This window comes from Corallococcus macrosporus DSM 14697, from assembly GCF_002305895.1.
In the GTDB taxonomy this organism is placed as follows: Bacteria; Myxococcota; Myxococcia; order Myxococcales; family Myxococcaceae; genus Myxococcus; species Myxococcus macrosporus.
The window spans coordinates 5,085,350-5,107,582 of sequence record NZ_CP022203.1 but is presented as its reverse complement, the minus strand read 5'-3'; the positions used below and the strand labels follow the sequence as shown (position 1 = coordinate 5,107,582).

Sequence of the window (22,233 nt, the reverse complement as noted above, 5' to 3'; positions counted from 1 at the left end):
ATGCGAGCGTTCCTGGACAATCTGCGGCTGGCGCTGGGCACCTTCCTGGGCAACCCGCTGCGCTCGCTGTTGACGCTGCTGGGCATCGTCATCGGCGTGGCCACGGTCATCACCATGATGGGGCTCATCGAGGGCCTGCGCATCAAGGTGAACAACGACCTGGGGCGGATGGGGGCCCACACCTTCCAGGTGACGAAGTGGCCCGCGGGCGGCTTCGGGCGCATCAACTGGGCCAAGTACGCCAAGCGCAAGGACCTGGAGATGTCCGACGCGCGCGCCATCGAGGAGTTCTGCCCGTCGGTGGGCGTGGTGGTGCCCACGGATGACGAGGGGGGCGAGAAGCTGTCCACCGCGAGCCAGGAGACGGCGCCGTCGGTTCGCGTGTTCGGCACGCCCGCCAACTACCCGCTGGTCAGCGGCGTGTCGGTGCAGGCGGGGCGCTACTTCAACGAGGTGGAGGCGCTGGACGGGCGCTACGTGGTGCTCCTGGGGACGGATGTGTCGGACTCGCTGTTTCCGGGCATGAACCCCGTGGGGCACGAGGTGCGCATCAAGGGCCGGCCCTTCCGCGTCATCGGCCTGCTGGAGAAGCGGGGGAGCATGCTGGGCATGTTCAGCATGGACAACCAGGTGATGATCCCGCTGACCGTCTTCCACCAGCTCTTCGGGAAGCGGCGCTCGCTGGACATCAGCGTGCAGGCGACGTCCCCGGAGCTGTTCAGCAAGGCGCAGGACGAGGTCGCCAACCTGATGCGCCGGCGCCGCGACGTGCCGGCGAACCTGCCCAACGACTTTGAAATCCACACGAACGAGTCGGTGACGGCGTCGTTCAATCAGCTCTCCCAGGTCATCACCATCGCGGGCGTGGGCGTGTGCCTGCTGTCGCTCGTGGTGGGCGGCATCGGCATCCTCAACATCATGCTGGTGTCGGTGATGGAGCGGACGCGGGAGATTGGCGTGCGCAAGGCGCTGGGCGCGCGCAAGCGCCGCATCCTGGGCCAGTTCGCCACCGAGGCGGTGCTGCTGTCGCTGCTGGGCGGCGCCCTGGGCCTGGGGCTGGGCTTCGGCCTGGTGTTCCTGGGGAACTGGATGATGGGCTTCCCCATGCAGGTGCCGCCCTGGGCGGTGGGCCTGGCCCTGTTCATGAGCTGCGGCGTGGGGCTGCTGTTCGGCATCTACCCGGCGGCCCGCGCGGCGAAGCTGGACCCGGTGGAGGCCATGCGGGCGGATTGAGGGCAGGGCGGTGGTTCCCGGTGACGGGCCCCGCCCTTCGCGTTAAGCACCGCCCATGGCGCCTCGCATCGGAACGCTCTGGGACTCCGTCGGAAACACCCCGCTGCTCCGCATTGGCTCGCTGAGCCGGCGGACGGGGTGTGAAATTCTCGCGAAGGCCGAGTTCATGAACCCCGGCGGCAGCATCAAGGACCGCGCCGCCAAGGGGATGATTCAGGGCGCGGAGGCGCGGGGCCTGCTCGAGCCGGGCGGCGCCATCTTCGAGGGCACCGCGGGCAACACCGGCATCGGCCTGGGCCTGCTGGGCCGCGAGCGCGGCTACCGCGTGGTCGTCACGATGCCGGACAACCAGGCCCGCGAGAAGTACGAGCTGCTGGAGGCCATGGGCGTGGAGGTCCGCAAGCTCCCGGCCGTGCCCTTCGCCAACCCGAGCCACTTCTTCCACCAGGCGCGCGTGCTGGCGGAGGCGGAGGGCGGCTTCTGGGCGAACCAGTTCGAGAACCCGGCCAACGGCGACGCCCACTACGAGACGACGGGCCCTGAAATCTGGGAGCAGTGCGAGGGGCGCGTGGACGTGCTGGTGGCGTCCGTGGGCAGCGGCGGCACCCTGGGCGGCGTCAGCCGCTACCTGAAGGAGAAGAACCCCCACCTGCGCGTGGTGCTGGTGGACCCGCCGGGCTCCGGGCTCTTCTCCTTCGTGCGCGAAGGGCGCATGGAGGGGCCGGGCTCCTCCATCACCGAGGGCATTGGCATCATGCGCCTCACGGAGAACTTCCGCCGCGCCCGCGTGGATGAGGCCATGCGCCTGGGCGACCAGGAGATGGTGGAGATGCTCTACCACCTGGCCCGCGAGGACGCGCTGGTGGTGGGCACGTCCGCGGCCCTCAACGTGCGCGCGGCCTGGGAGCTGGCGCGCCGTCACCGGGGCGAGGGCCTGCGCATCGTCACCTTCCTCTGCGACCATGGCAGCCGCTACGCCTCCAAGGTGTTCAATCCGGAGTTCCTCGCGTCCAAGCAACTGGAGGTGAGGCCGCTCCCGGCGGATTGACGGTGCGGGGGACCCGGGTGGCCCTGCTGCAATTCAACACCCTGGGACGGCAATGACACCCTTGAAGCTGGAAGTCGCGTCTCCTCGGCTTTCGAGGTGAAGCTGTGACGTCTGGTGTTACAAGGCGAGTCACGCTGTGGCGTGGTTTGTCATTGGCGCCCGCCGTGACGCGGGGGTTGCCGGGGGCCGCCTGTGAAATGGACTCTGGCCTGCGGGGTGCACAAGGCCGCGGTGCAGTTCATCCGCGAGGAGTCCCCCATGAAACTGTCTTTCAAGAAGATTCCAGGCGCAGTGCGCGCCTGGTCTGGTGTCGTCGCCGCGTCCCTGGTGGTGGGGTGCGGCGGCGCTGAGTCCCTCCCTTCGGAGGAGCCCACGGCCGCCACCCAGGAGCAGGCGCAGACGGGCGCCAGGCCCGTCATCGAGTCCATGGACGCCATCGCGCTCGACGGCGCGCTGACGGCGAAGACGCGCAGCCTCATCCGCGCGCGGCTCGCGCAGGGGCAGGCGTTCCAGCAGGTGCCCGTGACGTCGGACTCGGGCCAGGCGCTGGTGCTGAACGACCAGGGCCTCAACGGCGACGAGCGCGCGGGGGACGGCCTGTTCTCCGCCATTGGCGACGTGGACTTCGTCACGCTCCGGGCCACGCAGGACCGCATCCGCGAGTTCCAGGCGCGCACTCCGCAGACGCCGCTGACGCACCCCACCTTCGACAACCGCGTCCGCGTCTCCGACCGGGTCCTCACGCCGTTGTCGCCCAGCGTCTTCGTGCCGGGCGTCCCCATCCCCATCACCCCCGTGGGCATCTCCCCCGCGGTGAAGCCGGAGAACTCGCTCATCATCACCCACCCCGGCGTGGTGAATGACCCGACGCGCACCTATGACCCGTGCACGAACGCGGGCAACCCGAACGGGGTGTGGACGTTCAACCACCTGATGCGGGAGATGGCGAGCTCGTACATCCCGCCGGCCACCCTGACGGAGCACTGGCTGCGTCAGTGGACGGTGAACCAGAACATCAACGGCTGGACGGTGCCGGCCCGCCCGGCGATGACGGCGCGCATCCTCACGCCGTGGCCTCGCACGGGCGGCGCGCTGGAGCTGGCGCGGTCGCCGTTCAAGCTGGTGGCCATCGTCAACCGCCTGGACCTGGGCGGGGACGCGGGGCCGTCCGCCTACGCCTCCGGCAACGCGGGCGAGCTGCGCTTCGTCTTCGCGGCGGTGGACCGGACGAGCGGAACCTGCGCCACGCGGCCCTTCCTGGTCATCTTCGAGTACGGCGTCCCGCACGCGAGCTGTGACGCGGTCCGGACGTGGGCGCGGGGCTGGTTGAACCTGTCGTCGCCGTCCATGATTCTGGGCAGCTCGGCGTACAACGCGGCGCTGGCCAGCCTCACGCAGCAGGTGGTGGTGCGCAACGCCGCGCCCCGCAAGCCGAACGGCAGCGCCATCAACCAGATCCGCACCAACGAGGAGTGGCTGCGCTACCCGTGGGAGCTGCGTGAGTTCCACCTGATGGGCTCGGGCCCCGCGGTGAACCGGCTGCTGGGCCAGCCCACGGTGCTGACGCCGGGCGACTCGCACAACAACACGACCGTGCTGCGCGACTTCATCAACGCGAACACGCCCGCCATCCTGGCCAACAGCTACACCGTGCCGCCGACGTTCCCCTCCGCGAGCACGCCGTTCCTCGGCGCGTTCCCGTGGATGACGTCGCCGACGGACTCGTTCTGGCGCGCGGCGGGCATCGCGAACAACAACGCCCGGCACCAGTTCTCCCTGAACACGTGCAGCGGCTGCCACGGCCGCGAGGCGCGCACCGCCTTCACGCACATCGACGAGAACGGCGACCTCTCGCCGTTCCTCGCCACGGGCATGACGGTCCCGTCCACGCCCTTCTGGGTGCCGGACCCCGTCGTGACGTCGGTGAGCCGTCCGTTCTTCGAAATCCAGATGCGCACGACGAACCTGGACAGCGTGGCGAACCAGGCCTGCCTGGCGCGCGCGTTCGACCGGCGGCTGCTCTCCGCGCACTGACGCGGGGAGGGGTCGTATGACAGGGGCGCACCGGCTCGACGGTGCGCCCCCGCCCGTCTCAGACGAGCGGCGTCGGCAGGATGGAGAGCGGCGGCGCGTCCAGGGGGGCGTCCTCGGGGCGGCGTGCGTAGGCGAGCATGCTGCCGCCGTCCTCCGACTCGGCGAAGAACTGCTCGATGGGGCCGAAGAGGAAGTCCAGCTCGTCGTCCGTGCAGGTGGGCAGGTAGACGCGCAGCACGCGCGGGTCGTAGTAGCGGAACACCAGGGACTTGCCGTGGGCGTCCTTGACCTTGAGGAAGCGCCGCAGGTGCCGCCGCAGCGCGTCCGGGTGGGCCGGGCTCTGCACGAAGATGCCCCAGCTCTTGCCCCAGCCCGCGGCGAGGAGCTGCTCCGTGGCGGGCGCGCCGGGCCTGAGCTGCACCAGGTAGGGCGCCACCTCCACCAGCTCCGGAGGCAGCTTGCCCGCGTAGAGGCAGCTCTGCGTCAGGCCGCAGGAGAGGACCAGCCGGTGGATGTGGGGCGCCCGCGCGCCATCCAGGATGGCGTAGATGGCCGAGGTGGGCGCGTCCTCCGTGGCCTGCCGCATCCACCGCAAGAGGCCGGGGAGCTGGGGGGCGACGGGCGCGCTCACGCCGCCGCCGCCCGCTGCTGCTTCCGCTTCTCGCACTCCTCGCAGAAGGGCACACCCGCCGCGGCGGCCTGACGCAGGGCCTCCGCCTGCCGTGCGGGGTCGGGGAAGAGGGTGAAGACCTCCACCGGCGCGCGCGCGATGGGGGTGACCTCGGGCTCCGGCCGGGGCGGCGGCAGGGCGGGCTCCGGCCACGCCCAGGCGGCGGCGCGGCGCTTCACGCGCAGGGCCACCAGCTCGCCGCGCTCCAGGGCCGCCACCAGCCGCTCCCGCACGCGCAGGTCCTGCCGGGGCCGCTCCAGCGAGCTGGCGTTCCACGGGAGGATGCCGCCCAGGGCCTCGTACATCTCCAGCAGGGGGCGGCGGGCGGAGGTCAGCCAGTGGTCGAGCTGCCACGCGATGTGCTCGGCGGGGACGCACGCCTGCTCGTCGAGGGCGGTGACGGCCCGCGCGACGCGCAGCTCGTATTCTTCGGCTCCAGCGCGGAGCCGCCAGGGGCCAGGGAAGCCAATTCCAGGGACGGACATGACGACCTTGTCGGGGCTTCGGGAAGAGGGCCGCGTCCGGCACGCGGTACGGACTGCGAGTGTACCCGGGGCGGGGGAAAGCTGCACCCCGGCCTGCACGAAATCTGCACGAACATTCCACGGGGGCCGCACACGGGGGACATCACCCTTGCACGGGGGGCGGCGAACCTGCGCCCATGAACGCACCTCCTCCGCTTCCTCCCCGTCCGCCGCGAGCGCCCGACGGCGCCCTGCGCCGGGCCCTGCGCTGGCTCGTGGCGCACCACGTCTTCGGCAGCCTGGTCATCGTCGTCTTCGCCACGGCCGTCATCGCCGGGCAGGTGGCGGACCGGACGGACTTCGCCAACTCGGAGCTGGCGGCCGGGGTGGAGGACCGCTGGGGCGCGCCCGTCACCCAGCCCGCGCCGTCCCTGCGCTACGTGCACAGCGGCACCATCTTCACGGAGCTGAAGCCGCTGCCCTTCGACCGTCAGCACGTCGAGGTGCAGGCGAAGATGAACTACCGCAAGCGCGGGCTGCGCTACTTCTCCGGCTTCGACTTCACCCTCAACGCCGACTACGCGGTGGTCAACCGCGAGAGCACGGACATCGACGTGGCGTTCATCTTCCCCATGGAGATGGACAAGTCGCAGGTGCTGCTGTCGGAGCTCCAGTTCCTGGTGGACGGGCAGGAGTCCAGCCTGGACCTGGGTGAGGCCGGCAACCGCCTGGTGTGGACGGGCCGCATCGCCAAGGGCGCCACGTCCCGCTTCACCATCCGCTACCGGGCCCGGGGGCTGAACTCGTTCGTGTACCGGTTGGATCCGGCGCTGCCGGCGCGGGACGTGCGCGTCCACGTCGCGGTGGAGGGCGGGGAGAACTACGACTACCCGTCGGGCGTGCTGGCCGCGTCGTCGGTGAACACCACGGCGGACGCGGTGACGCTGGACTGGGCCTTCCAGTCGCTGGAGTCAGGGGTGAACCTGGGCGTCATCCTGCCCTCGGAGAAGACCTTCGACGCGATGGTGGGCACCATGGCCACCCGGGCCTGGGTGCCCTTCCTGGCCCTGCTCGCGCTGCTGGCCGCCCTGGGGCTGCGCCACCGCCGCACGCTGGCGCTCCACGAGACGTACCTGCTGGCCGCCGTGTACGGCTTCTTCTTCGTGCTGCTGGCGTACCTGGCGGCCTTCATGAACTTCTACGCCGCCTATGCGCTCTGCGCGCTGGGCCTGGGCGCGGCGGTGGTGGGCTACGTCCGCTGGCTCTTCCCGAAGGAGCGCCTGCCCGTGCTCGCGGGGCTGTGGGGCGCCACGCTGGTGGTCCCCACCGGCGCCGTCATCCTCCAGGGCTACACGGGCCTCATCTACACGCTGGAGATCCTGGCCGCGTTGCTCGGGCTGATGGTGCTCTCCACCCGCGCCGGGGTGCGCGCCTTCCTCTCCGACTTGTCGCCGCCCGGTGCGCCTCCGCGCGACGCCGCGCCTCCCGCTGCCTCCACCCCCGTCACCCCGGAAGCGAGCTGATTCCGCCATGTGGACCGTACCGCTCTTCGTTGGACTGCTGCTGACCACGGCCGATGCCGCGGCCGCCTCGACGCCCTCCGGCACCGCCACCGTGCCGCTGCAGGAGCTGATTCCCCTCTACGCGCAGCGCCAGGACGCGCCCGCGACGCCGCCGCCAACGGACGCGCTGGTGAAGAGCCAGCTCAAGGGCCGGCTCACGGCGGATGCCCTCTTCGTGGACGGGCACTTCGACGTGGAGGTGCTCGCGGATGGACGCTGGACGCAGGTGCGCCTGCTCCAGCTCGACGCGGACACCTACCCGGCCACGCTGCCCTCGCTGGAGGGGGGCACCGTGGGCGTGGTGGATGGCTACCTCTGCCTGCTCACGCGGAAGGCGGGGCGCTACGTCTTCGACGTGGGCGTCTCCATCCGCTCGCCGGGCACGGGGCCGGAGCGCCGGGCCCGGTTGCGCTTCGGGCCGCATGCGCCCCCGGTGCCGCTGGCGCTGGAGGCGGACACCTCCGTCTTCACGCTCACGGAGCCCCTGGCCTCTCTGGGCGGCGAGTCCCACGCCGTCTATCCGGTGCAGGGGGCGCTGCGCGTCGGCTGGCGCGCGTCGGTGGCGCGGGCCGCGAGCAGCCAGAAGCAGCAGGTGCGCCCGCCGCTCGAGCCGCGCATCACCGAAGCCACCGCGTCCTGGGTGTCCACGCTGGAGGGCCGCGCCACGTTGCGCGTCAGCTACGCGCTGAGCCTGGACCGCGAACAGCCGCTGGAGCTGGTGCTGCCGGAGGGCCACCGGCTGGAGCGCGTCACCCTCAACGCCATCCCCGTGCCCGTGGAGTCGCAGGAGGGCACGCTGACGTTGAAGGCCGCCCCGGCGCGGCTGGGGGAGACGGGCGGCACGCTGGAGGTGGTGCTGTCGCGCGAGCTGGGCGTCTTCCACCTCTCCGGGCGGCTGAAGCTGGCGCTGCCGCGCGTGTCCTGGCCCGTGGCGGAGCTGCGCGCCAAGGCGCACTTCCCCGCGGTGTTCAACTACCGGCGGGAGGGCGGCAGCCTGGAGCAGTATGAGTCTCCGGAGAGCGCGACGCCGGAGACGTCGGGCCTGCCCGGCAAGGCGCTGCACTTCCGCCAGTTCCTGGTGGCGGCGTCCGCGCCCACGCTGGAGCTGGGGTACTCCGTGGACATCTCCGACAGCTACTTCCGCTGAAGCCCGCGCACGGGCGCCACCACCGCGAAGGTGGTGCCCGTGGCGGAGGGGAGGAGCTCCAGCCTCGCGTTGAAGGCGCGCAGCATGGACTGGGCAATCGTCAGGCCCAGGCCCGTGCCCCCGCGCGCGCGGGCGGTGGTGAAGAAGGCGTCGAAGATGCGGGCCCGGTTGGCCTCGGAGATGCCGCGGCCGCTGTCCTTCACCACCACGCGCACCAGGTCCGCCTCCGGGGCCTGCTCCACCGACAGGTCCACGCGGACGGTGTCCCCGCCGTGCTGGCGGGCATTGGTGACGAGCTGCCACAGCACGTCGTCGAGCACCTCCTGCGGGAGCCCCATCGTCAGGCCCGCGGGTGGCGGCGTCACGTGGATGTCCAGGGCACCTTCGGCGCGGGCGCGGAGGGCGAGCCCCTCCAGCAGCGGGCCCAGCGCCACCTGCGCGGGCGTGGCCGTCATGGAGTCCGCCCGGGCCAGCTCCAGCAGGCGCTGCACCAGGCGGGTGAGCCGGCGGGCATCCGCGTCCACGTTGGCGAGGAAGCGGGCGCGCTGTTCGGGAGACATCGCGTCGGCGCTGTCTCGCAGCAGCTCCACCGCGCCCTGGATGGAGGCCAGCGGCGTCTTGAACTCGTGGGACACGTTCGCCGCGAAGGAGCGGATGTACTGGTTCCTGTCCCGCAGCGCGGTGGCCATTCCGGCCAGGGACTCGGAGAGCTCGGCCAGCTCGGCCACCACGGGGCGGGCCACGGGTTCGAAGCCCGAGGGGTCGCTCAGCGCGATGGCGCGCGTCTGGCGCATCAGCGCGCGCACTGGCCGGCCCACCAGCGCGGCGGCGGCCAGCGACATCAACGCCACCACGCCCAGCAACACGAAGCCGGTGGCGGTGAGGTTCCACCGGTCCGCGTACGTCGCCTTGGCGAATGTCATGGGCGTGCGCGTCAGCACCACCGCGCCCCAGACACGCTCGCCGTCCAGCACGGGCAGCGCCACCGACACGCGGATTCCGGTGTCTCGGCTGAGCGAGGCCAGTGGGGTGTCCTCGGGCTCGGCGACGCGGCGGCGCAGCACGCTGACGGGCTCGCCGCGCAGCGCCCGTTGGACCTCCGTGCGGTCCGCCAGCGTGGTCCCGAGCAGCGAGGCGCTGCTGCTGGCCACCACCACGCCCTCCGGGTCCACCACGCGGATGCCGGCCAGCGTCGCCGCGCGCACCTGCTCCAGCAAGGGCGTCAGTCGCAGTCCCGCGGCGTGTGCCAGCGGCTCCGCGGGGACGCGCGAGGGCTGGGGCGTGCCCCCCGAGGGGAGCGTGGCATCCGAGGCCCTCAGGGAGGGGAGAATGGGGCGCAGGCGCGTGTCGTCGGGGAGGGGGAAGGGCCAGGGGGCGGTGCGCTCCCGGCCATGGTCGTCCCTGGGCTCGGCGTCGCGCAGGCGCTCGCGGAAGACTTCGGCGATGACCGCGCCCTGGGCGATCAGCTCCGACTCCGTCTGGCGGATGAGCTGGTTGTCGTAGACGCGCACGAAGGCGAGCCCCGCGAGCGTGAGCGCGAACCCCGCCACGCCCACCGCGGCGAACACCAGCCACAGGCGCGGGCGCGCGCGGCGCTCAGGGGAGGGCGAGCCGATAGCCAAGGCCATGCACCGTCTCGATGACGTCTCCGCCCGCGCTCGCGAACTTCTGCCGGACGCGGCGCACGTGGCTGTCGATGGTCCGGTCGCTGACCACCACGTCGTCGTAGACGCGGTTCATCAGCTCGTCGCGGGTGAAGACCTTGCCCGGCACGCGGAGCAGCGTGGCCAGGAGCTGGAACTCCGTCACCGTGAGCACCACCTCCGTGTCCCGCCACCACGCGCGCCAGCGCTCCGCGTCCATGCGCAGCGGGCCCCGCGACTGCATCCTCGCGGGGGGCGCCTCGGCTTCCGGCGCGGGCCGGGCGCGCCGCAGCACCGCCTTCACGCGGGCCACCAGCTCGCGCGGGCTGAAGGGCTTGGTGAGGTAGTCGTCGCCGCCCAGCTCCAGGCCGAGGATGCGGTCGACCTCGTCGTCGCGCGAGGAGAGGAAGACGATGGGCAGCTCATGCTTGCGCCGGACCTCCCGGCACACGGCGAGCCCGTCCAGCTCCGGCATCATGATGTCCAGGACGATGAGCGCCGGGAGGGCCCGGTCGACCTGCGCCAGGGCGGCGCGGCCGTCCGTGGCCTCGTCCACCCGGAAGCCTCCCTGCTCCAGCGCGAAGCGGACGATCTCCCTCAGGTGTGGATCATCGTCGACGACCAGGACTGTGGGACGTTCGGCCACGGCGGCTCGGGAGGGGAGGGTTGCGACAACGGCCGCACTCTACACACCCCCATCCGGGCCGGGGAGACGGCCGGGGATGCGCCCCGGCCGTGCCTGCGACTGCGACTACCGGCGTGAACGCCGGCGGGGCCGCGGAATCACAACCGCCGCGGCGAGTAGGAGAATCACTGGAATGAACACGAGCATCGTCTGCGCCGTCACCTTCGCCCCCATCAAGGAAGTGCCGCTACTATGGCGGGGGGGGCTGACGTTTCGCTCGCGGCAATCCTGAAAACAGGATTTGACAGGGCGGTGACGGCGCGGGCCGTCAGAGCAGCTCGCGGGTGATGACCTCGGAGCGCTCCTGGTCGTTCCAGGTGACCTTCCGGGTCTCCCGGCCGTTGAAGTAGATGGCCTCCCGGTCGTTGATGAGCTTCCGGATGGTGATGCGGGCGACGAACTGCTGCTCGTCCACGCCGTGGGTCAGCTCGTACCGGGCGACGTCATGGGAGAGCTCTCCCAGGCGGAGGCGGATCTCCCCCAGCGCGTCCACGTAGTCCGCCAGGGACTGCATCTGCACCAGCGCGCGCCGCATCACCGTGCCGGTGCGCTTGCTGAGCACGCGGTCCCAGAAGAGGTAGCCGGCGCCCAGCGTGGCCGCGCTGGTGAAGAACATGAAGAAGGTGATGGCCGGAGCCAGGTACCGGTTGCGCGTGAGGCCCTGGTGCTTCGAGGCGTCAACCAGGATGTCCTTCATGGCCTCCACGGCGGTGCGGTGCGCGAGCTGCGTCCACTCCCGCGCGTCCCGCTCCGCGCCCAGCAGCAGCCAGCAGAGGCCCAGGTGCAGGGCGATGAAGGACAGCCGCGCCTTGTCTCGCTCCATGCCCATGGCCTCGGTGAAGCAGCCCCGGGCGGCCTTCAGCCGTTCGAGCTGTTCGTCGCGGCTGGCGTGGGCGACGCGCGCGGCCTCCAGGTGCGTCCGGCCGGCGTGGAAGGGGCCTTCCTGAAGCGGCCGGAGCTCGCGGCGCAACCCGCGGAGGAGGGTGAGCTGGACGTTGTGGAGGCCGAGCAGTGTCTCCAGCAGCGCCGCCGGGGCGGGCACTTCGAGCCTCCCGCCCGCATGCGGTGGAATCGCCAGGACGAGATCATCCCACTTGGCCATGTGCGGACTCCGTGTGGCTGGGCGATGCAAGACGTGCGGCAAGCCCCCTCACGGATCAGTCTGCCATAACCTCCGCGCCGTCGAAGAATGTGGGCCGCAGTTCATGCAGGAGCGGCATTCTACAGCGCGTCGCGAATGGGAGTCTGGTTCTACTCCCCCGCCTGGCCCTGACGGCATCTCAGCCCTGTCCCGGCGGTGGCGCCAGGTACATGCGGAAGCGCGTCACGGGCCGGTAGCCCAGGCGGGTGTAGACGGGCTGGCCCGCCTCCGTGGCGTGGAGGACGGTGCGCTCGGTGCCCCAGTCCTGGCGGGCCCTGGCCAGGGCGTGCCGCATCACGGCCTCGGCGGCGCCCTGGCGGCGGTGCTGGGGATGCGTGGCGACCAGGGCGACGTAGGCGGCGGCGTCCACGCGCAGCACCACGGTGCTGGCGGCGGGCTCCTCGTCGCGGCAGGCGACGAAGCCCTGGCAGTCCGCGTTGTAGAGGGTGGCCTCGTCGAACGCCTCGCGGCCGAGGTGTTGGGGGACGTCGTAGGAGAGGGCGTTGATGTCGGCCACGGCCTGGCGTCCCCCGGCATCCGTCACGGGGCGGAGGTCGAACGGCGATGGGGGATGGAGGGAGGGTTGCAGGCGGTCGGCGACCATTCCGGTGACGACCAGCTCGGGCTTGAGCCCATACCAGTCGAGGATGGACGGCGCGTTGTCGCGCACGGCGGGGGCGAGCCAGTCGTCGCAGATGAGGAAGCTCCAGCCATGCTTGCCCGCGGAAAAGTAGCGCGCCGCGGAGGCCGCCGCGGCCGCGAGCGCCTGCTCCGTTTCGACCGGCGCGCGCAGGAAGGCGGCGTTCATCATGGACCAGGCGACGTTGCAGGCGGTGATGTAGACGTCCGGGCGCTCCACCACCTCGCCGGCCTTGCTGCCCAGGGCGAACAGCCTCCAGGCTCCACGGTACTGCGCGTTGGATTCGTCAATCTCGGCGCGTGAGGCAGGGGGCATCGGGGCTCCTGGGATTGGGGGAATCGGCGAGCGTACCCCATGCCGCGGGCCTCCAGCGTTGCACTCGGAGGCAGTCGTGTGTGGCGGTGGCCGCGGGGCGCGTCTACGTTGAGGAGATGACGCACGCGGCGCCCCCGAGTTGGACACTGCCCTGGCGAGGCCTGGGGCTGAGCAGCAACCTGAGCATGGCCGACGTGCCGCAGCCCTACCGGTTGCTGGACGCGTCGCCGGGGCTCTTCGACTACGTGGAATACAGCGCGCCGCTCTCCTTGGAAGAATCCAAGGCGCACGCCTCGCTGTTCCCGGAGATGTGGCGCCGCCGCCAGGACGTCCCGGTGTTGTTCCACCCCGTCCACCTCAACCTCTGGGGACCCGGCCTGGAACCCGCACGGGCCCTGGTGGAGCTGGACGCCCACGCGCGCGCCGTGGAGAGCCCGTGGGTGGGCAACGACGTGGGCTGGTGGCACGTGGAGGGTCAGCCCTTCCCGGGCTACCTCTACTTCACGCCGCCGTTCAATGAAGCGGGCCTGGAGGCCAGCGTGGCGCACGCGCTCCACGTCCAGCGGCACCTGTCCATGCCGCTGGTGCTGGAGAACCCGGCCGTGCTGGCGCGGCGCGGGCAGTGGCACGTGCTGGACTTCATGGCGAAGCTGCACGCGCGCACCGGCGCGCCGCTGCTGCTCGACCTGGGGCACCTGTTCAGCCACCAGCTCTCCGCCGGCCTGCCGCTGGAGACAGGGCTGGAGGGCTTTCCGCTCGACCAGGTCATCGAGCTGCACATCGCCGGAGGCGTCGTCACGCACCGGGGGCCGCGCCGCTTCTACGTGGACGACCACACGCAGCCGGTGCGCGAGGAGCTGTTCGAGCTGCTGGCCTCGCTGATTCCCCGCTGCCCGTCGCTGCGCGCCGTCACCTTCGAGGGGGACGGCCACCCGCCCGAGGTGGCCGCGGCCTCCTTGCGCCGCCTGCGCGAGCTGGTGCCCGCCGGCGCGCGGCCGCCGCTGACGTGGCGCGTCCCGGAGGCCAGCGCCGCGCCCGTGCCAGCGCTGACGGAGGACAGCCAGCCCTGGGCGTTGTTCGACGCCGGCTATGGGGCCGCGCCCGTGACCTCCGTGGAGGACGAGGCCGGCACGCTGGCGGACCAGGACTTCCGCCTGGCGGTGGTCGCGGAGGTGTTGGATCGCGACTGGCCCCTCACCCGGTTGCTGCTCGCGGGCACGCGGGAGGCGCTCGCGGCCTTCACCGGCTCGAAGGAGTTCCGGAAGCTCTTCAGTCCCCTGGGCCGCTCGCCGGGGCAGGCCTTCGCCTCGTGGGCCATGCGGCGCCTGCGCGAGTCGCCGGACGAGGGGGGCTCGGCGGCGTTGACCCTGGAGATGTTGCTGCCCTCGCTCTTCCTGCGCCGGGTGCCCGCGCCCGCGCCGGGGCAGGTGGGGCTGATGGAGGACGTGCGGGCCGGGTCGCTCCCCGTGGACCTGTCCGAGCTGGTCCATGCCGCCCGAGCCGTGCGCCGTCACCTCACCGCGCGTGCGTGGGCGTCTGGCGTGCTGGAGCTGTCCGGCCTGGAGTCGCTGAACCAGGTGGCGCGAAGGGCGGGGCCCGGCCCCTGGTCCTTCACCGCGCGGCGCAGGGCAGGCGGGCTGGAGGTCACGACGGTGTCACCAGCTATGGGTGAATTCCTGAGAATGCTCGCTGTCCAGCCGTTGACCGAGGCCGAGGTGGCGCCCGGGCTCGTGGAGGAGGCAAGGCAGCGTGGGCTGATCCGCCGTGGATAGGACAAGAAATGTCCGGGATTGGACCGAACCCTTGCGCTGGCCGGCCTGGATAAGATAGTCGCGCCGCCATGGCGTCCCCCCTCGTCGTCGGAATCGCGGGCGGTACCGCATCCGGCAAGACCACCGTTGCCCGCAAGGTTCGCGAGGCATTGGCCGATTGTCGTGTGGCCTTCATCGATCAGGATTCGTATTACCGGGACCTGAAGGACCTGCCGCTGGCGGACCGGCGCGAGGTGAACTTCGACCACCCGGATGCCTTCGACAGGGAGCTGCTGGTCAAGCACCTGAAGGCGCTGAAGTCCGGGCAGCCCATCCAGAAGCCCGTCTACGACTTCGTCACCTCGTCCCGTCAGCCGCAGACGAAGAACGTGGAGCCCGGCGACATCATCCTCATCGAGGGCATCCTGGTCCTCCACATGAAGGAGGTCCGGGATGAGATGGACGTGAAGATCTACGTCGACGCGGACGACGACCTCCGCATCCTCCGGCGCCTCACCCGCGACATCAAGGACCGCGGCCGCGACTTCGACCACGTGGTGAGCCAGTACCTGCGCCACGTGCGGCCCATGCACATGGGCTTCGTGGAGCCGTCCAAGCACTTCGCGGACATCATCATCCCGCACGGCGGCAACAACGAGATCGCCATCGGGATGCTGGTGGGCGCGCTGCGCGGCAAGCTCTCCGGGGTCGCGCAGCGGGACTAGTCAGCACCGCCGCAGGAAGTCGCTCAGCGGGCCATGGAGCCGCTCCGAATCCTGGAGCAGCGCCGCATGGTCCCCGGGCCCCGGCAGCTCCAGGAAGCGGGCGCTCACCCCCGCGGCGCTCAGCAGGTGATAGGTGTCCCGCACCCGGTTCACCGGCGCCATGGCGTCCGACGCCCCCGCGATGAGGAGCACGCGCGAGCGGATCCGCGCGAAGCCGTCCGACACGTCACTGCCCGCGTACGCCGAGCACAGCGACGCCCAGGACACCGCGTCGAAGGCGTCGGCGAACGCGTCCGCCTCGGCGTCCAGCGCGGCGCGGGCGGACTCGGCGTCACGGTAGGTGGCGGTGAGGTGCTCGCGTCCGGCCAGCAGCTTCTGGAAGTCCAGGCGCAGCTTGCGCATCGTCTTGCGCGGCGGCGCGTCCAGCGCGTAGAGGCCGTCGCGGTAGTCCGGGTCCGCGCGCAGCACCTGCCAGGACAGGCCCAGCTTCTCGCGGACGGCCTCCGGCAGCGCGCGCGCCGCGCCAAGGGTCACCACGCCGTCCGCCAGGTCCGGGAAGAGGGACGCCAGCCGCAGCGCCACGTGGCCGCCCAGGCCCACGCCCACCAGCGCGCGCACGTGGCTCAGCCCGCATGCGCGCAGCGTGGCTGACACGGCGCGCGCCATGTCCTGCACGGTGAGCGGCGGCAGCTCCAGCCCCCAGCGCTCGCCCGACGCGGGGTTCACCGTCGCGGGGGACGTGCTGCCGAAGGGGCTGCCCAGCAGCCCGGGCGCGAGGACCGGCGTGACGGCCGGATCCAACGCGAGGTTCGTCCCCACCAGCGCGCGCCCCCACCCCGAAGGCTGGTACGCCGAGTCCTCCGGCGGGCCCAACGCGAGGTGCGAGTGCGCGAGGTCGTGCAGCAGCACCACCGCTTTGCCGTCTGATGGTTCTCCATAAGCGGCCCAGGCCACCTGGGGGTTGCCCAGCAGCTCTCCTTCCTCCAAGGGAAGGGGCGTGGTGAACAGGTGGGTCCCGGTGGCCTGGATCACGTTGGGGAATTTTCATATCACTGCCAGGACAAAGGCACAGGAGACTGCCGCGTGAAGCGCTACTTCGGAGTCATCGTCATCGTCGCGGGGGTGCTGCTGGGCGCCGTCATGAGCTACCGCAGCGCCAGTGGCCGCGCGCTCGAGGCGCAGCGGGAAGCAGATCAACAGCGAATCCATGCGGAGTACCTGGAGCGGGTCGGCTGGATGCGCTCCAACCCGGATGAGGCCAGCTACCGCGACGAGCTGAAGCCCTTCTTCAAGAACTATTTCGAGCAGGTGGACGACCACCTGACGCGCTTCCAGGGGAACACGAAGTTCGACGACTACCTCCTGGAGCTGGAGCAGCGGGAGGAGCGCGGCGCGAAGGATGACCGCGCCAATGACCGCAAGGCCTTCTACGAGTACGCGCGCAAGACGTTCGACAGCATGCGCGAGGGCCGCTACCGCCCGGTGTGGACGGCGACGGACAAGGGCATGCGCCTGGACCTCATCTCCTCCGACGTGGTGATGGTGCTGGGCAAGCCCCAGATCCGGCTTCAGCTCGCGGTGTGGGGCGCGCAGCGCACGCTCAAGGACGACGGCAAGGTGCTGAAGATGGTGACCAGCGCCGCGTTCGACACGGTGTGGAAGCTCACCGACGCGAAGGGGAAGCTGCTGGGCGAGATGCGCGGCGCCGACCCGTCCATGAAGATTGACCACCCGGAGCGCTTCATCAAGGCGTTCCCCCCGCAGATGGTGCTGGGCCACTACGACCTGGACCTGCTGCCGAACGAGGTGTCGAAGATGGAGATGACCATCAACCTCACCTCCAGCGCGGCCTCGGGGGGCACCGCGACGTCCACCTACGTGTGGAAGGTGGACGAGGTCCCCTCGGATTGGAAGCTGGGCGCCGGCGAGTCGTGGGAGGGCGCCACCCAGGAGGAGCGCCCCGAGGAGGAGATCGACCCGTCGAAGGCCGCGCGGGATTGAGCCCGCGCGGCGGCTACTCCACCACCGTGAAGTGAGAGCCGAGCCGGTACGCGGACAGCGTGCCGGCGTCGTCCAGGAAGTAGAGGTTGAGGCGCACGTCGGCCTGGAGCGCGACGAGCCCCACGCCGGCCTGGACCTCCGCGAGCACCTGCCCGCCGCGGGGGTCCACCGCGCGGACCCGCTCACCCGGCACCAGCGTGACGTCCCGGGCGGTGTGGGCCGGGAGCGCGCCGATGAGCGGCTCGCCCGCCGCGCCCACGCGCCAGTCCACCGTGCCGGAGGCCGCCACCCGCGTGGCGGCGCCGGACGCGCTCGTCACCACCACCGCGCGGGGCAGGGGCGCCAGCGCATAGGGGCCGGGGCCCAGGTTCAGCGGGCGCTCCCAGAGGCGCCGGCCCTTCGCGTCCAGGCAGAGCAGCACGCCTTCGCGCTCGCGCTCCCCGGCGATGAACACCCGCGAGCCCACGGGCAGCGGCGCCGACAGGTGCGACAGGTCCGGCTCGTACGTCCACACGGCTTCACCGGTGTGCGCGTCCGCGAGCAGCAGCGCCCAGTGCGAGCCCCGGCCCAGCATGGCCAGGAAGCGCTTGCCCCACGCCACCGGCGCGCCGTGGAAGGGCATGGGCGCCCGCATGCGGTAGCGGACCTGGCCGTCCTCCAGGTCCAGCCCATAGAGGTAGCCCGAGTCCGTCCCCACCAGCGCGCGGTGCCCCTGCGTGGCCAGCCAGCTCCGCTGCGTCCGGGGCGGCGCCAGGCGCCACACCTCGCGGCCGGTGGCCTCCGCGAAGGCCACGACGGTGCGGTCCTCGGACAGGGTGAGGAGCAGGCCATCCTTGCGCAGCAGCAGCGGGCCCAGGGGGATGCCGTCGTGGTCGTGCAGCCAGCGGGCGCCGCTGCCCCGGCCCGTGAAGCCGTACACGCGCGCGATGTCCGCCGCCACCGCGTGGCCGTCCGCCGACGCGGCCACGCCCAGCGCCGCGGCGCGCTTCCACAGCAGCGCGCCGTCCTTCCGGGAGAACGCGGAGGTGAGCTGCGGGGCGCAGTAGACCGGCCCATGCCGGCCCAGCAGCAGCCGCGCCTCTTCCGCGTCCGGCAGGCCTCGCTTCTCCCACAGCTTCTCGAAGCGCAGCCGGCGCAGGCGGCCGGGGACCTTGAGCGGACGCGAGGTGCCCTGACCCTTCGCGCGGGCCTTCTTCTCGCGGGCCGCGCCCTGCGCCTCGGGGGGCTGGACGGGGCCGCGCAGGTGGGAGAGGCCCTCCCTGCAGCGCTCCGCCAGCTCCGCCCGGTAGGGGTTGCCCACCAGGGCCCGGTCCGCCTCCGCGAAGGCCGCGGCCAGGGACTCGCCCAGGTGGAAGAGGGCGGCGGCGAGCACGGAGCCCGGGAGCGGGAAGGGCGCCCCGGTGCGGCCGGCCCTGGCCTGGCCCGTCTTCAAGTCCAGCAGCAGCGGGGGCTTCGCGCCCGCGGGGGCCAGCTCGAAGCGGCGCTCGCCCAGCTCCACCGCGCGGGCCAGCTCCACCGCCAGCCGCGACAGCTCCAGCACCGTGAGGAACGGAGGGCCCGGGACGCGCCAGGCGTCCGGTCTGCCTGGGAGGGACAGCCAGACCTCGCCGCCCGCGAGCAGCGGGGCCAGCAGGCCGGCCGTGCCTCGCGCGGCGCCGCGGCCCGCGCCGGTGGGCAGCCCCGCGTCCCGGAGCTCGAAGCCGAAGCCCGGGACCTCCGCGGGCTCCAGCCGCCTCGTGGCGGGGCGGGCGGGGACTTCGTCCGGGGGGCGGGCGGGCCGCTTCAGGCTCTTCAACGGCTCCTTGAGCGCCTGCCCCAGGGGGGTGGCCAGCGCCTTGGGCCCGGCCCGGGTGACGTCGGCGAGGAAGCGCTCGCCGGCTTCACGGACGGCCTCCACCAGCTCTTCCAGCTCCACCCGGACGGGGGGGCGCATCAGCCGGGCGGGGCGTGAGAGGTTGGCCACCAGGAGCTCCACCTCCGGGCCCACGCGCCGGAGCACCAGCTCCAGGTGGGCTTCAGGCAGGGAGACCTGGGCCAGTTTCTGCCGTCCCCCGGCCAGCGCCGCAACTGAGCGCACCAGGGAGGGGACGACTTCTGCTAGAGATTCCTCCACGGCCCCGGACAGAAGGTCCACCCCGTCCAATTCCAGTGCGATGGAATCGAGCGGGGAAGCCGCGGGTTCGCGTTTCCAGCGCTGTCCGATGCGTATGCGGGTCATCTTGCGTTCGTTGACAAGCCAGTTTAGCGATGGCTAGCATCCGCCGCCTATACGGACCTACATTTTTGTAACCGTTCGGAATTCCTGGGGAATACTCGATGACATTCTACGAGGCCGCGCTCCGCATCCTGGAGAGCGAAGGTCGTCCCCTCCACTTCCTTGAAATTACCGAGAAGTCCATCCAGCAGAGCCTGCTCTCCCACGTGGGCAAGACGCCTGAGGTGACGATGCTGTCGCGCCTCGCAGCCATGGCGCGCCGCACGAGGGATCGCAAGGTGCTTGTTACCGCGAAGGACACCTTCGCGCTGGTCGACTGGTCGATTCCCGAGGACGTCGAGGCACTGGCTCAGACTGGCGTGGTCGAGCCGCATCCTGAAGAGGACCTGCCGCCGCTGCGGCCGGCGGAGCGCCACCCCGAGCCGCGCACGGACAACGTGCGGGTGGCGGGCCGTGGCAGCGACCGCAAGCGCCGCCGGGACGAGGACGATGAGCGTGGCGGACGCCGCAAGCGCTTCCCGCCGCTGCCCGAGGTGGTGTTCGAAATCCTCAGCGAGTCGGACATCGGGCTGCGCACGGAGCAGCTCATCGAGCGTGCCCGGGCCAAGGAGCTGTGCGCCGAGGACACGACGGTGGAGGCGGTGCTCACCGCGCTCTTGGAGGACAACCAGCGCCGCATCGACGCGGGCCGCCGGCCGCAGTACGCCTTCAGCAAGGACTCCGGTGAGGTGTCGCTGGAGCGCGCCGGCGCCCCGAGTGAGGCCCCGCCGCTGGAGCTGCAGGCCGCGTTCGCGCAGGCGCTGGGCATCCCGCTGGAGGCGGGCCGTCCGGTGCTGGGCAAGCCCGCCGTCGCGGGCGAGGCCCCGGCGGACGCCGCGCTGGTGGCCACGCTGCGCACCACGCTCAAGGACGCGCGCCGCTCGGTGGCGCGCGGGCTGCGCAAGCGCCTGGGCGAGCTGGACGTGGGCACGTTCGAGAAGTCCGTCGTGAAGATGATGCACGGCCTGGGCTTCCGCGAGCTGAAGGTGGCCAAGCGGTCCAAGGAAGGGCCCTTGCTCACGGCGCGCAAGCGGGAGGGCAGCGTGGAGCTGCGCTACGCGGTGCGCATGCTGAAGGGCACGCCGGGCATCGACCGCAAGTCGGTGCAGGAGCTGCGGCGCGACCTGGGGCACTACTCGGCGCAGGTGGGCTTGCTGGTGAGCGCGGGGGACGTGCGCGGTGACGCGCGCACCGAGGCGCAGGCCAATGGCTCGCTGGTGATGCTGTGGTGCGGTGACGCGCTGGGCGAGAAGTTCCTGGAAGCGAAGACGGCCGTCTCCGTCACGCAGGTCGAGCTGTACGAGGTCGACGAGAAGTTCTTCGAGGCCGCGAAGCTGGATGCCGAGGAGGCCCAGAAGCGCCGCGAGGAGCGTCAGCGCGAGAAGCAGGCCCGCGAGGGTGAGGAGACCCCCGAGGCCGCGGCGCCGGAGCGCGAGCGTCCCCGGGAGAAGCGCCGTCGCGAGCGCGAGGCTCGCGAGGCCCGCGAGGCCGAGGCCGCCGGGGAGACGCCGGAGGAGGCTTCGGTGGCGACCGCTGCGGAGCCGCGTGAGGCCGCCGCCCCGGCTCCCGCCGCTCCGGTCCAGCAGGGCCGCGAGGATGACGAGGAGGGCGACGACGAGGACGGGGAGGATGACGACCTCGAAGCCGCCAGCGCCTTCGTGGGTGGCGCGCGGGCTGATGGCGCCGCCGAGGCTGGGGCCGAAGGCGCGCAGGGTGACCGCAAGCGCCGCCGCCGTCGTCGCCGGGGCCGTCGCGGCCGTGGCAGTCGCGCGGGTGAGGCTGGTGCCGCAGGTGAGGCTGGCGCCGCCGGTGAGGCTGGCGCCGCAGTGGCTCCGGGTGAGGCCGGTGCCGCGGGTGAGGCTGGTGCCGCAGCGGCTCCGGGTGAGGCCGGTGCCGCGGGTGAGGCTGGTGCTGCCGGTGAGGCCGGTGCCGCGACGGCTCCGGGTGAGGCCGGTGCCGCAGCGGCTCCGGGTGAGGCTGGTGCCGCGGGTGAGGCTGGTGCTGCCGGTGAGGCCGGTGCCGCGGGTGAGTCGGGTACTGGTGCTGGCGCCGCTGCGGGTGCGGCGGGCTCTGGTGCTGGCGAGGCGGGTGCCGCTGCGGGTGTGGCGGGCACTGGTGCTGGCGAAGCTGGCGCCGCTGCGGGTGCGGCGGGCACTGGTGCTGGCGAGGCGGGTGCTGCGGCTGGTGCTGTTGGCGAAGCAAGCGCATCGGCTGTCGGCAAGGCGAGCGCAACAGCGGGTGCTGCTGGCGCCGCGGCTTCCGGCGAAGCGGCGGGTGCTGCTGGCGAAGCAGGCGCCACGACTGTTGCCGGGTCGGGCGCCACGGGCGTCAGCGGTGAAGCGGGTGTCGCCGCGGCTCCCGGTGAGGCGAGTGTCACGGGCGAAGCGGGTGTCAGTGCCGCGGCGGGTGCTGTCTCCGAGCAGGCCCGTGTGGCTGCTGATGCGGGCTCCGCGTCCGAACACGCCGCCGGTGCCGCGGCCCCGACGGGCGAAGCGGCTGCCTCCGGTGCCACGGGGAATGTGAGTGCCCCGGTCGGTGCCACGGGGGATACGGGCATCGCGGCAACAGGGGTGCCCCAGTTCGTCCAGGCGGGCAGCGACGCTTCCTCGGGCGACACGGTGGCGAGCGGTTCGGCGGCGGCTCCGGCTGGTGCCGCCCCTGCCGAAGCGGACGCCGCGTCCCGGCCTGTCACGCAGTCGGATGTCCCCGGAGCCACGCAGCCCGCTCCTACGCCGGGGCTGCCCCAGGTGGAGGCGGCCGCCGCCCCGGTGGACAGCGGTGCGACGCGGACGGACGTGCCTGCTTCCTCGCCTGGCGAGGGCAGCTCGTCCGAGCCCCCCAAGGGGCCGTCCGGGGAGCGCGATAGCTGACGCGGCGCCGCGGGAGGTGAGGGTTTGGTCGGCGCGGTCGCTCCCCAGGT

At 72.0% G+C, this 22,233-nt stretch carries 17 protein-coding genes; 9 read left to right on the top strand and 8 right to left on the bottom strand.

Annotated elements, in window-relative coordinates:
• The 3 genes from MYMAC_RS20640 to MYMAC_RS20630 all read left to right on the top strand — a co-directional run bounded on the left by MYMAC_RS20640 (window position 1) and on the right by MYMAC_RS20630 (window position 4,315).
• Window positions 1-1,233 carry an ABC transporter permease gene (locus MYMAC_RS20640; RefSeq protein WP_013940781.1) on the top strand — a complete coding sequence of 411 codons (1,233 nt, stop codon included), beginning with the start codon at window positions 1-3 and terminating at the stop codon, window positions 1,231-1,233.
• Between the two features lie 55 nt (window positions 1,234-1,288).
• Entirely contained in the window at window positions 1,289-2,281 is a 993-nt protein-coding gene (locus MYMAC_RS20635) for a cysteine synthase A (RefSeq protein WP_095959317.1), read from the top strand.
• A gap of 258 nt (window positions 2,282-2,539) precedes the next feature.
• Window positions 2,540-4,315, top strand: a complete 1,776-nt coding sequence (locus tag MYMAC_RS20630; protein ID WP_239988919.1) for a hypothetical protein — start codon at window positions 2,540-2,542, stop codon at window positions 4,313-4,315.
• A gap of 58 nt (window positions 4,316-4,373) precedes the next feature.
• Here MYMAC_RS20630 and MYMAC_RS20625 read toward each other — a convergent pair whose 3' ends face one another.
• On the bottom strand, window positions 4,374-4,946 hold the full coding sequence (locus MYMAC_RS20625) for a DUF4123 domain-containing protein (protein WP_095959316.1): 573 nt from the start codon (window positions 4,944-4,946) through the stop codon (window positions 4,374-4,376).
• A complete protein-coding gene (locus MYMAC_RS20620) occupies window positions 4,943-5,470 on the bottom strand; it encodes a hypothetical protein (RefSeq protein WP_095959315.1) in 528 nt (175 codons plus the stop codon). The genes MYMAC_RS20625 and MYMAC_RS20620 overlap by 4 nt, the downstream gene beginning before the upstream one ends.
• Window positions 5,471-5,646: 176 nt before the next feature.
• Between MYMAC_RS20620 and MYMAC_RS20615 the strand changes: the two genes are divergently transcribed.
• Window positions 5,647-6,972, top strand: a complete 1,326-nt coding sequence (locus MYMAC_RS20615) for a hypothetical protein (protein WP_095959314.1) — start codon at window positions 5,647-5,649, stop codon at window positions 6,970-6,972.
• Window positions 6,973-6,979: 7 nt separating this feature from the next.
• Window positions 6,980-8,158, top strand: coding sequence for a hypothetical protein (locus MYMAC_RS20610; protein WP_095959313.1), 1,179 nt, complete (start codon window positions 6,980-6,982; stop codon window positions 8,156-8,158).
• Here the strand turns inward: MYMAC_RS20610 and MYMAC_RS20605 are convergent.
• From MYMAC_RS20605 to MYMAC_RS20590, 4 genes are all read right to left on the bottom strand, one after another.
• On the bottom strand, window positions 8,146-9,786 hold the full coding sequence (locus MYMAC_RS20605) for a sensor histidine kinase (RefSeq protein ID WP_095959312.1): 1,641 nt from the start codon (window positions 9,784-9,786) through the stop codon (window positions 8,146-8,148). The genes MYMAC_RS20610 and MYMAC_RS20605 overlap by 13 nt on opposite strands.
• Window positions 9,755-10,447: a response regulator transcription factor gene (locus MYMAC_RS20600; RefSeq protein ID WP_095959311.1), complete on the bottom strand. Its 693-nt coding sequence runs from the start codon at window positions 10,445-10,447 to the stop codon at window positions 9,755-9,757. Before MYMAC_RS20600 ends, MYMAC_RS20605 begins: the two co-directional genes overlap by 32 nt.
• A gap of 307 nt (window positions 10,448-10,754) precedes the next feature.
• Entirely contained in the window at window positions 10,755-11,588 is an 834-nt protein-coding gene (locus tag MYMAC_RS20595; RefSeq protein WP_204816843.1) for a hypothetical protein, read from the bottom strand.
• Between the two features lie 178 nt (window positions 11,589-11,766).
• Window positions 11,767-12,582 carry a GNAT family N-acetyltransferase gene (locus MYMAC_RS20590; RefSeq protein WP_095959309.1) on the bottom strand — a complete coding sequence of 272 codons (816 nt, stop codon included), beginning with the start codon at window positions 12,580-12,582 and terminating at the stop codon, window positions 11,767-11,769.
• A gap of 80 nt (window positions 12,583-12,662) precedes the next feature.
• On the opposite strand from MYMAC_RS20590, the gene MYMAC_RS20585 reads away from it, so the two are divergent.
• Together MYMAC_RS20585 and udk are read left to right on the top strand one after the other, a co-directional pair.
• Entirely contained in the window at window positions 12,663-14,354 is a 1,692-nt protein-coding gene (locus MYMAC_RS20585; RefSeq protein WP_095959308.1) for an MbnB/TglH/ChrH family RiPP precursor modification enzyme, read from the top strand.
• Between the two features lie 68 nt (window positions 14,355-14,422).
• Window positions 14,423-15,058: a uridine kinase gene (gene udk, locus MYMAC_RS20580; RefSeq protein WP_043711474.1), complete on the top strand. Its 636-nt coding sequence runs from the start codon at window positions 14,423-14,425 to the stop codon at window positions 15,056-15,058.
• On the opposite strand, the gene MYMAC_RS20575 is transcribed toward udk, so the two are convergent.
• Window positions 15,059-16,090 carry an alpha/beta fold hydrolase gene (locus tag MYMAC_RS20575; protein ID WP_095959307.1) on the bottom strand — a complete coding sequence of 344 codons (1,032 nt, stop codon included), beginning with the start codon at window positions 16,088-16,090 and terminating at the stop codon, window positions 15,059-15,061.
• Window positions 16,091-16,141: 51 nt separating this feature from the next.
• Here MYMAC_RS20575 and MYMAC_RS20570 point away from each other — a divergent pair, with 51 nt between their 5' ends.
• Window positions 16,142-17,059 carry a hypothetical protein gene (locus tag MYMAC_RS20570; RefSeq protein WP_204816841.1) on the top strand — a complete coding sequence of 306 codons (918 nt, stop codon included), beginning with the start codon at window positions 16,142-16,144 and terminating at the stop codon, window positions 17,057-17,059.
• 13 nt (window positions 17,060-17,072) lie between these two features.
• Here MYMAC_RS20570 and MYMAC_RS20565 read toward each other — a convergent pair whose 3' ends face one another.
• Window positions 17,073-19,277, bottom strand: coding sequence for an outer membrane protein assembly factor BamB family protein (locus MYMAC_RS20565; RefSeq protein ID WP_170114751.1), 2,205 nt, complete (start codon window positions 19,275-19,277; stop codon window positions 17,073-17,075).
• Window positions 19,278-19,375: 98 nt separating this feature from the next.
• Here MYMAC_RS20565 and MYMAC_RS20560 point away from each other — a divergent pair, with 98 nt between their 5' ends.
• A complete protein-coding gene (locus MYMAC_RS20560) occupies window positions 19,376-22,183 on the top strand; it encodes an HTH domain-containing protein (RefSeq protein ID WP_095959304.1) in 2,808 nt (935 codons plus the stop codon).
• Window positions 22,184-22,233: the final 50 nt, after the last annotated feature.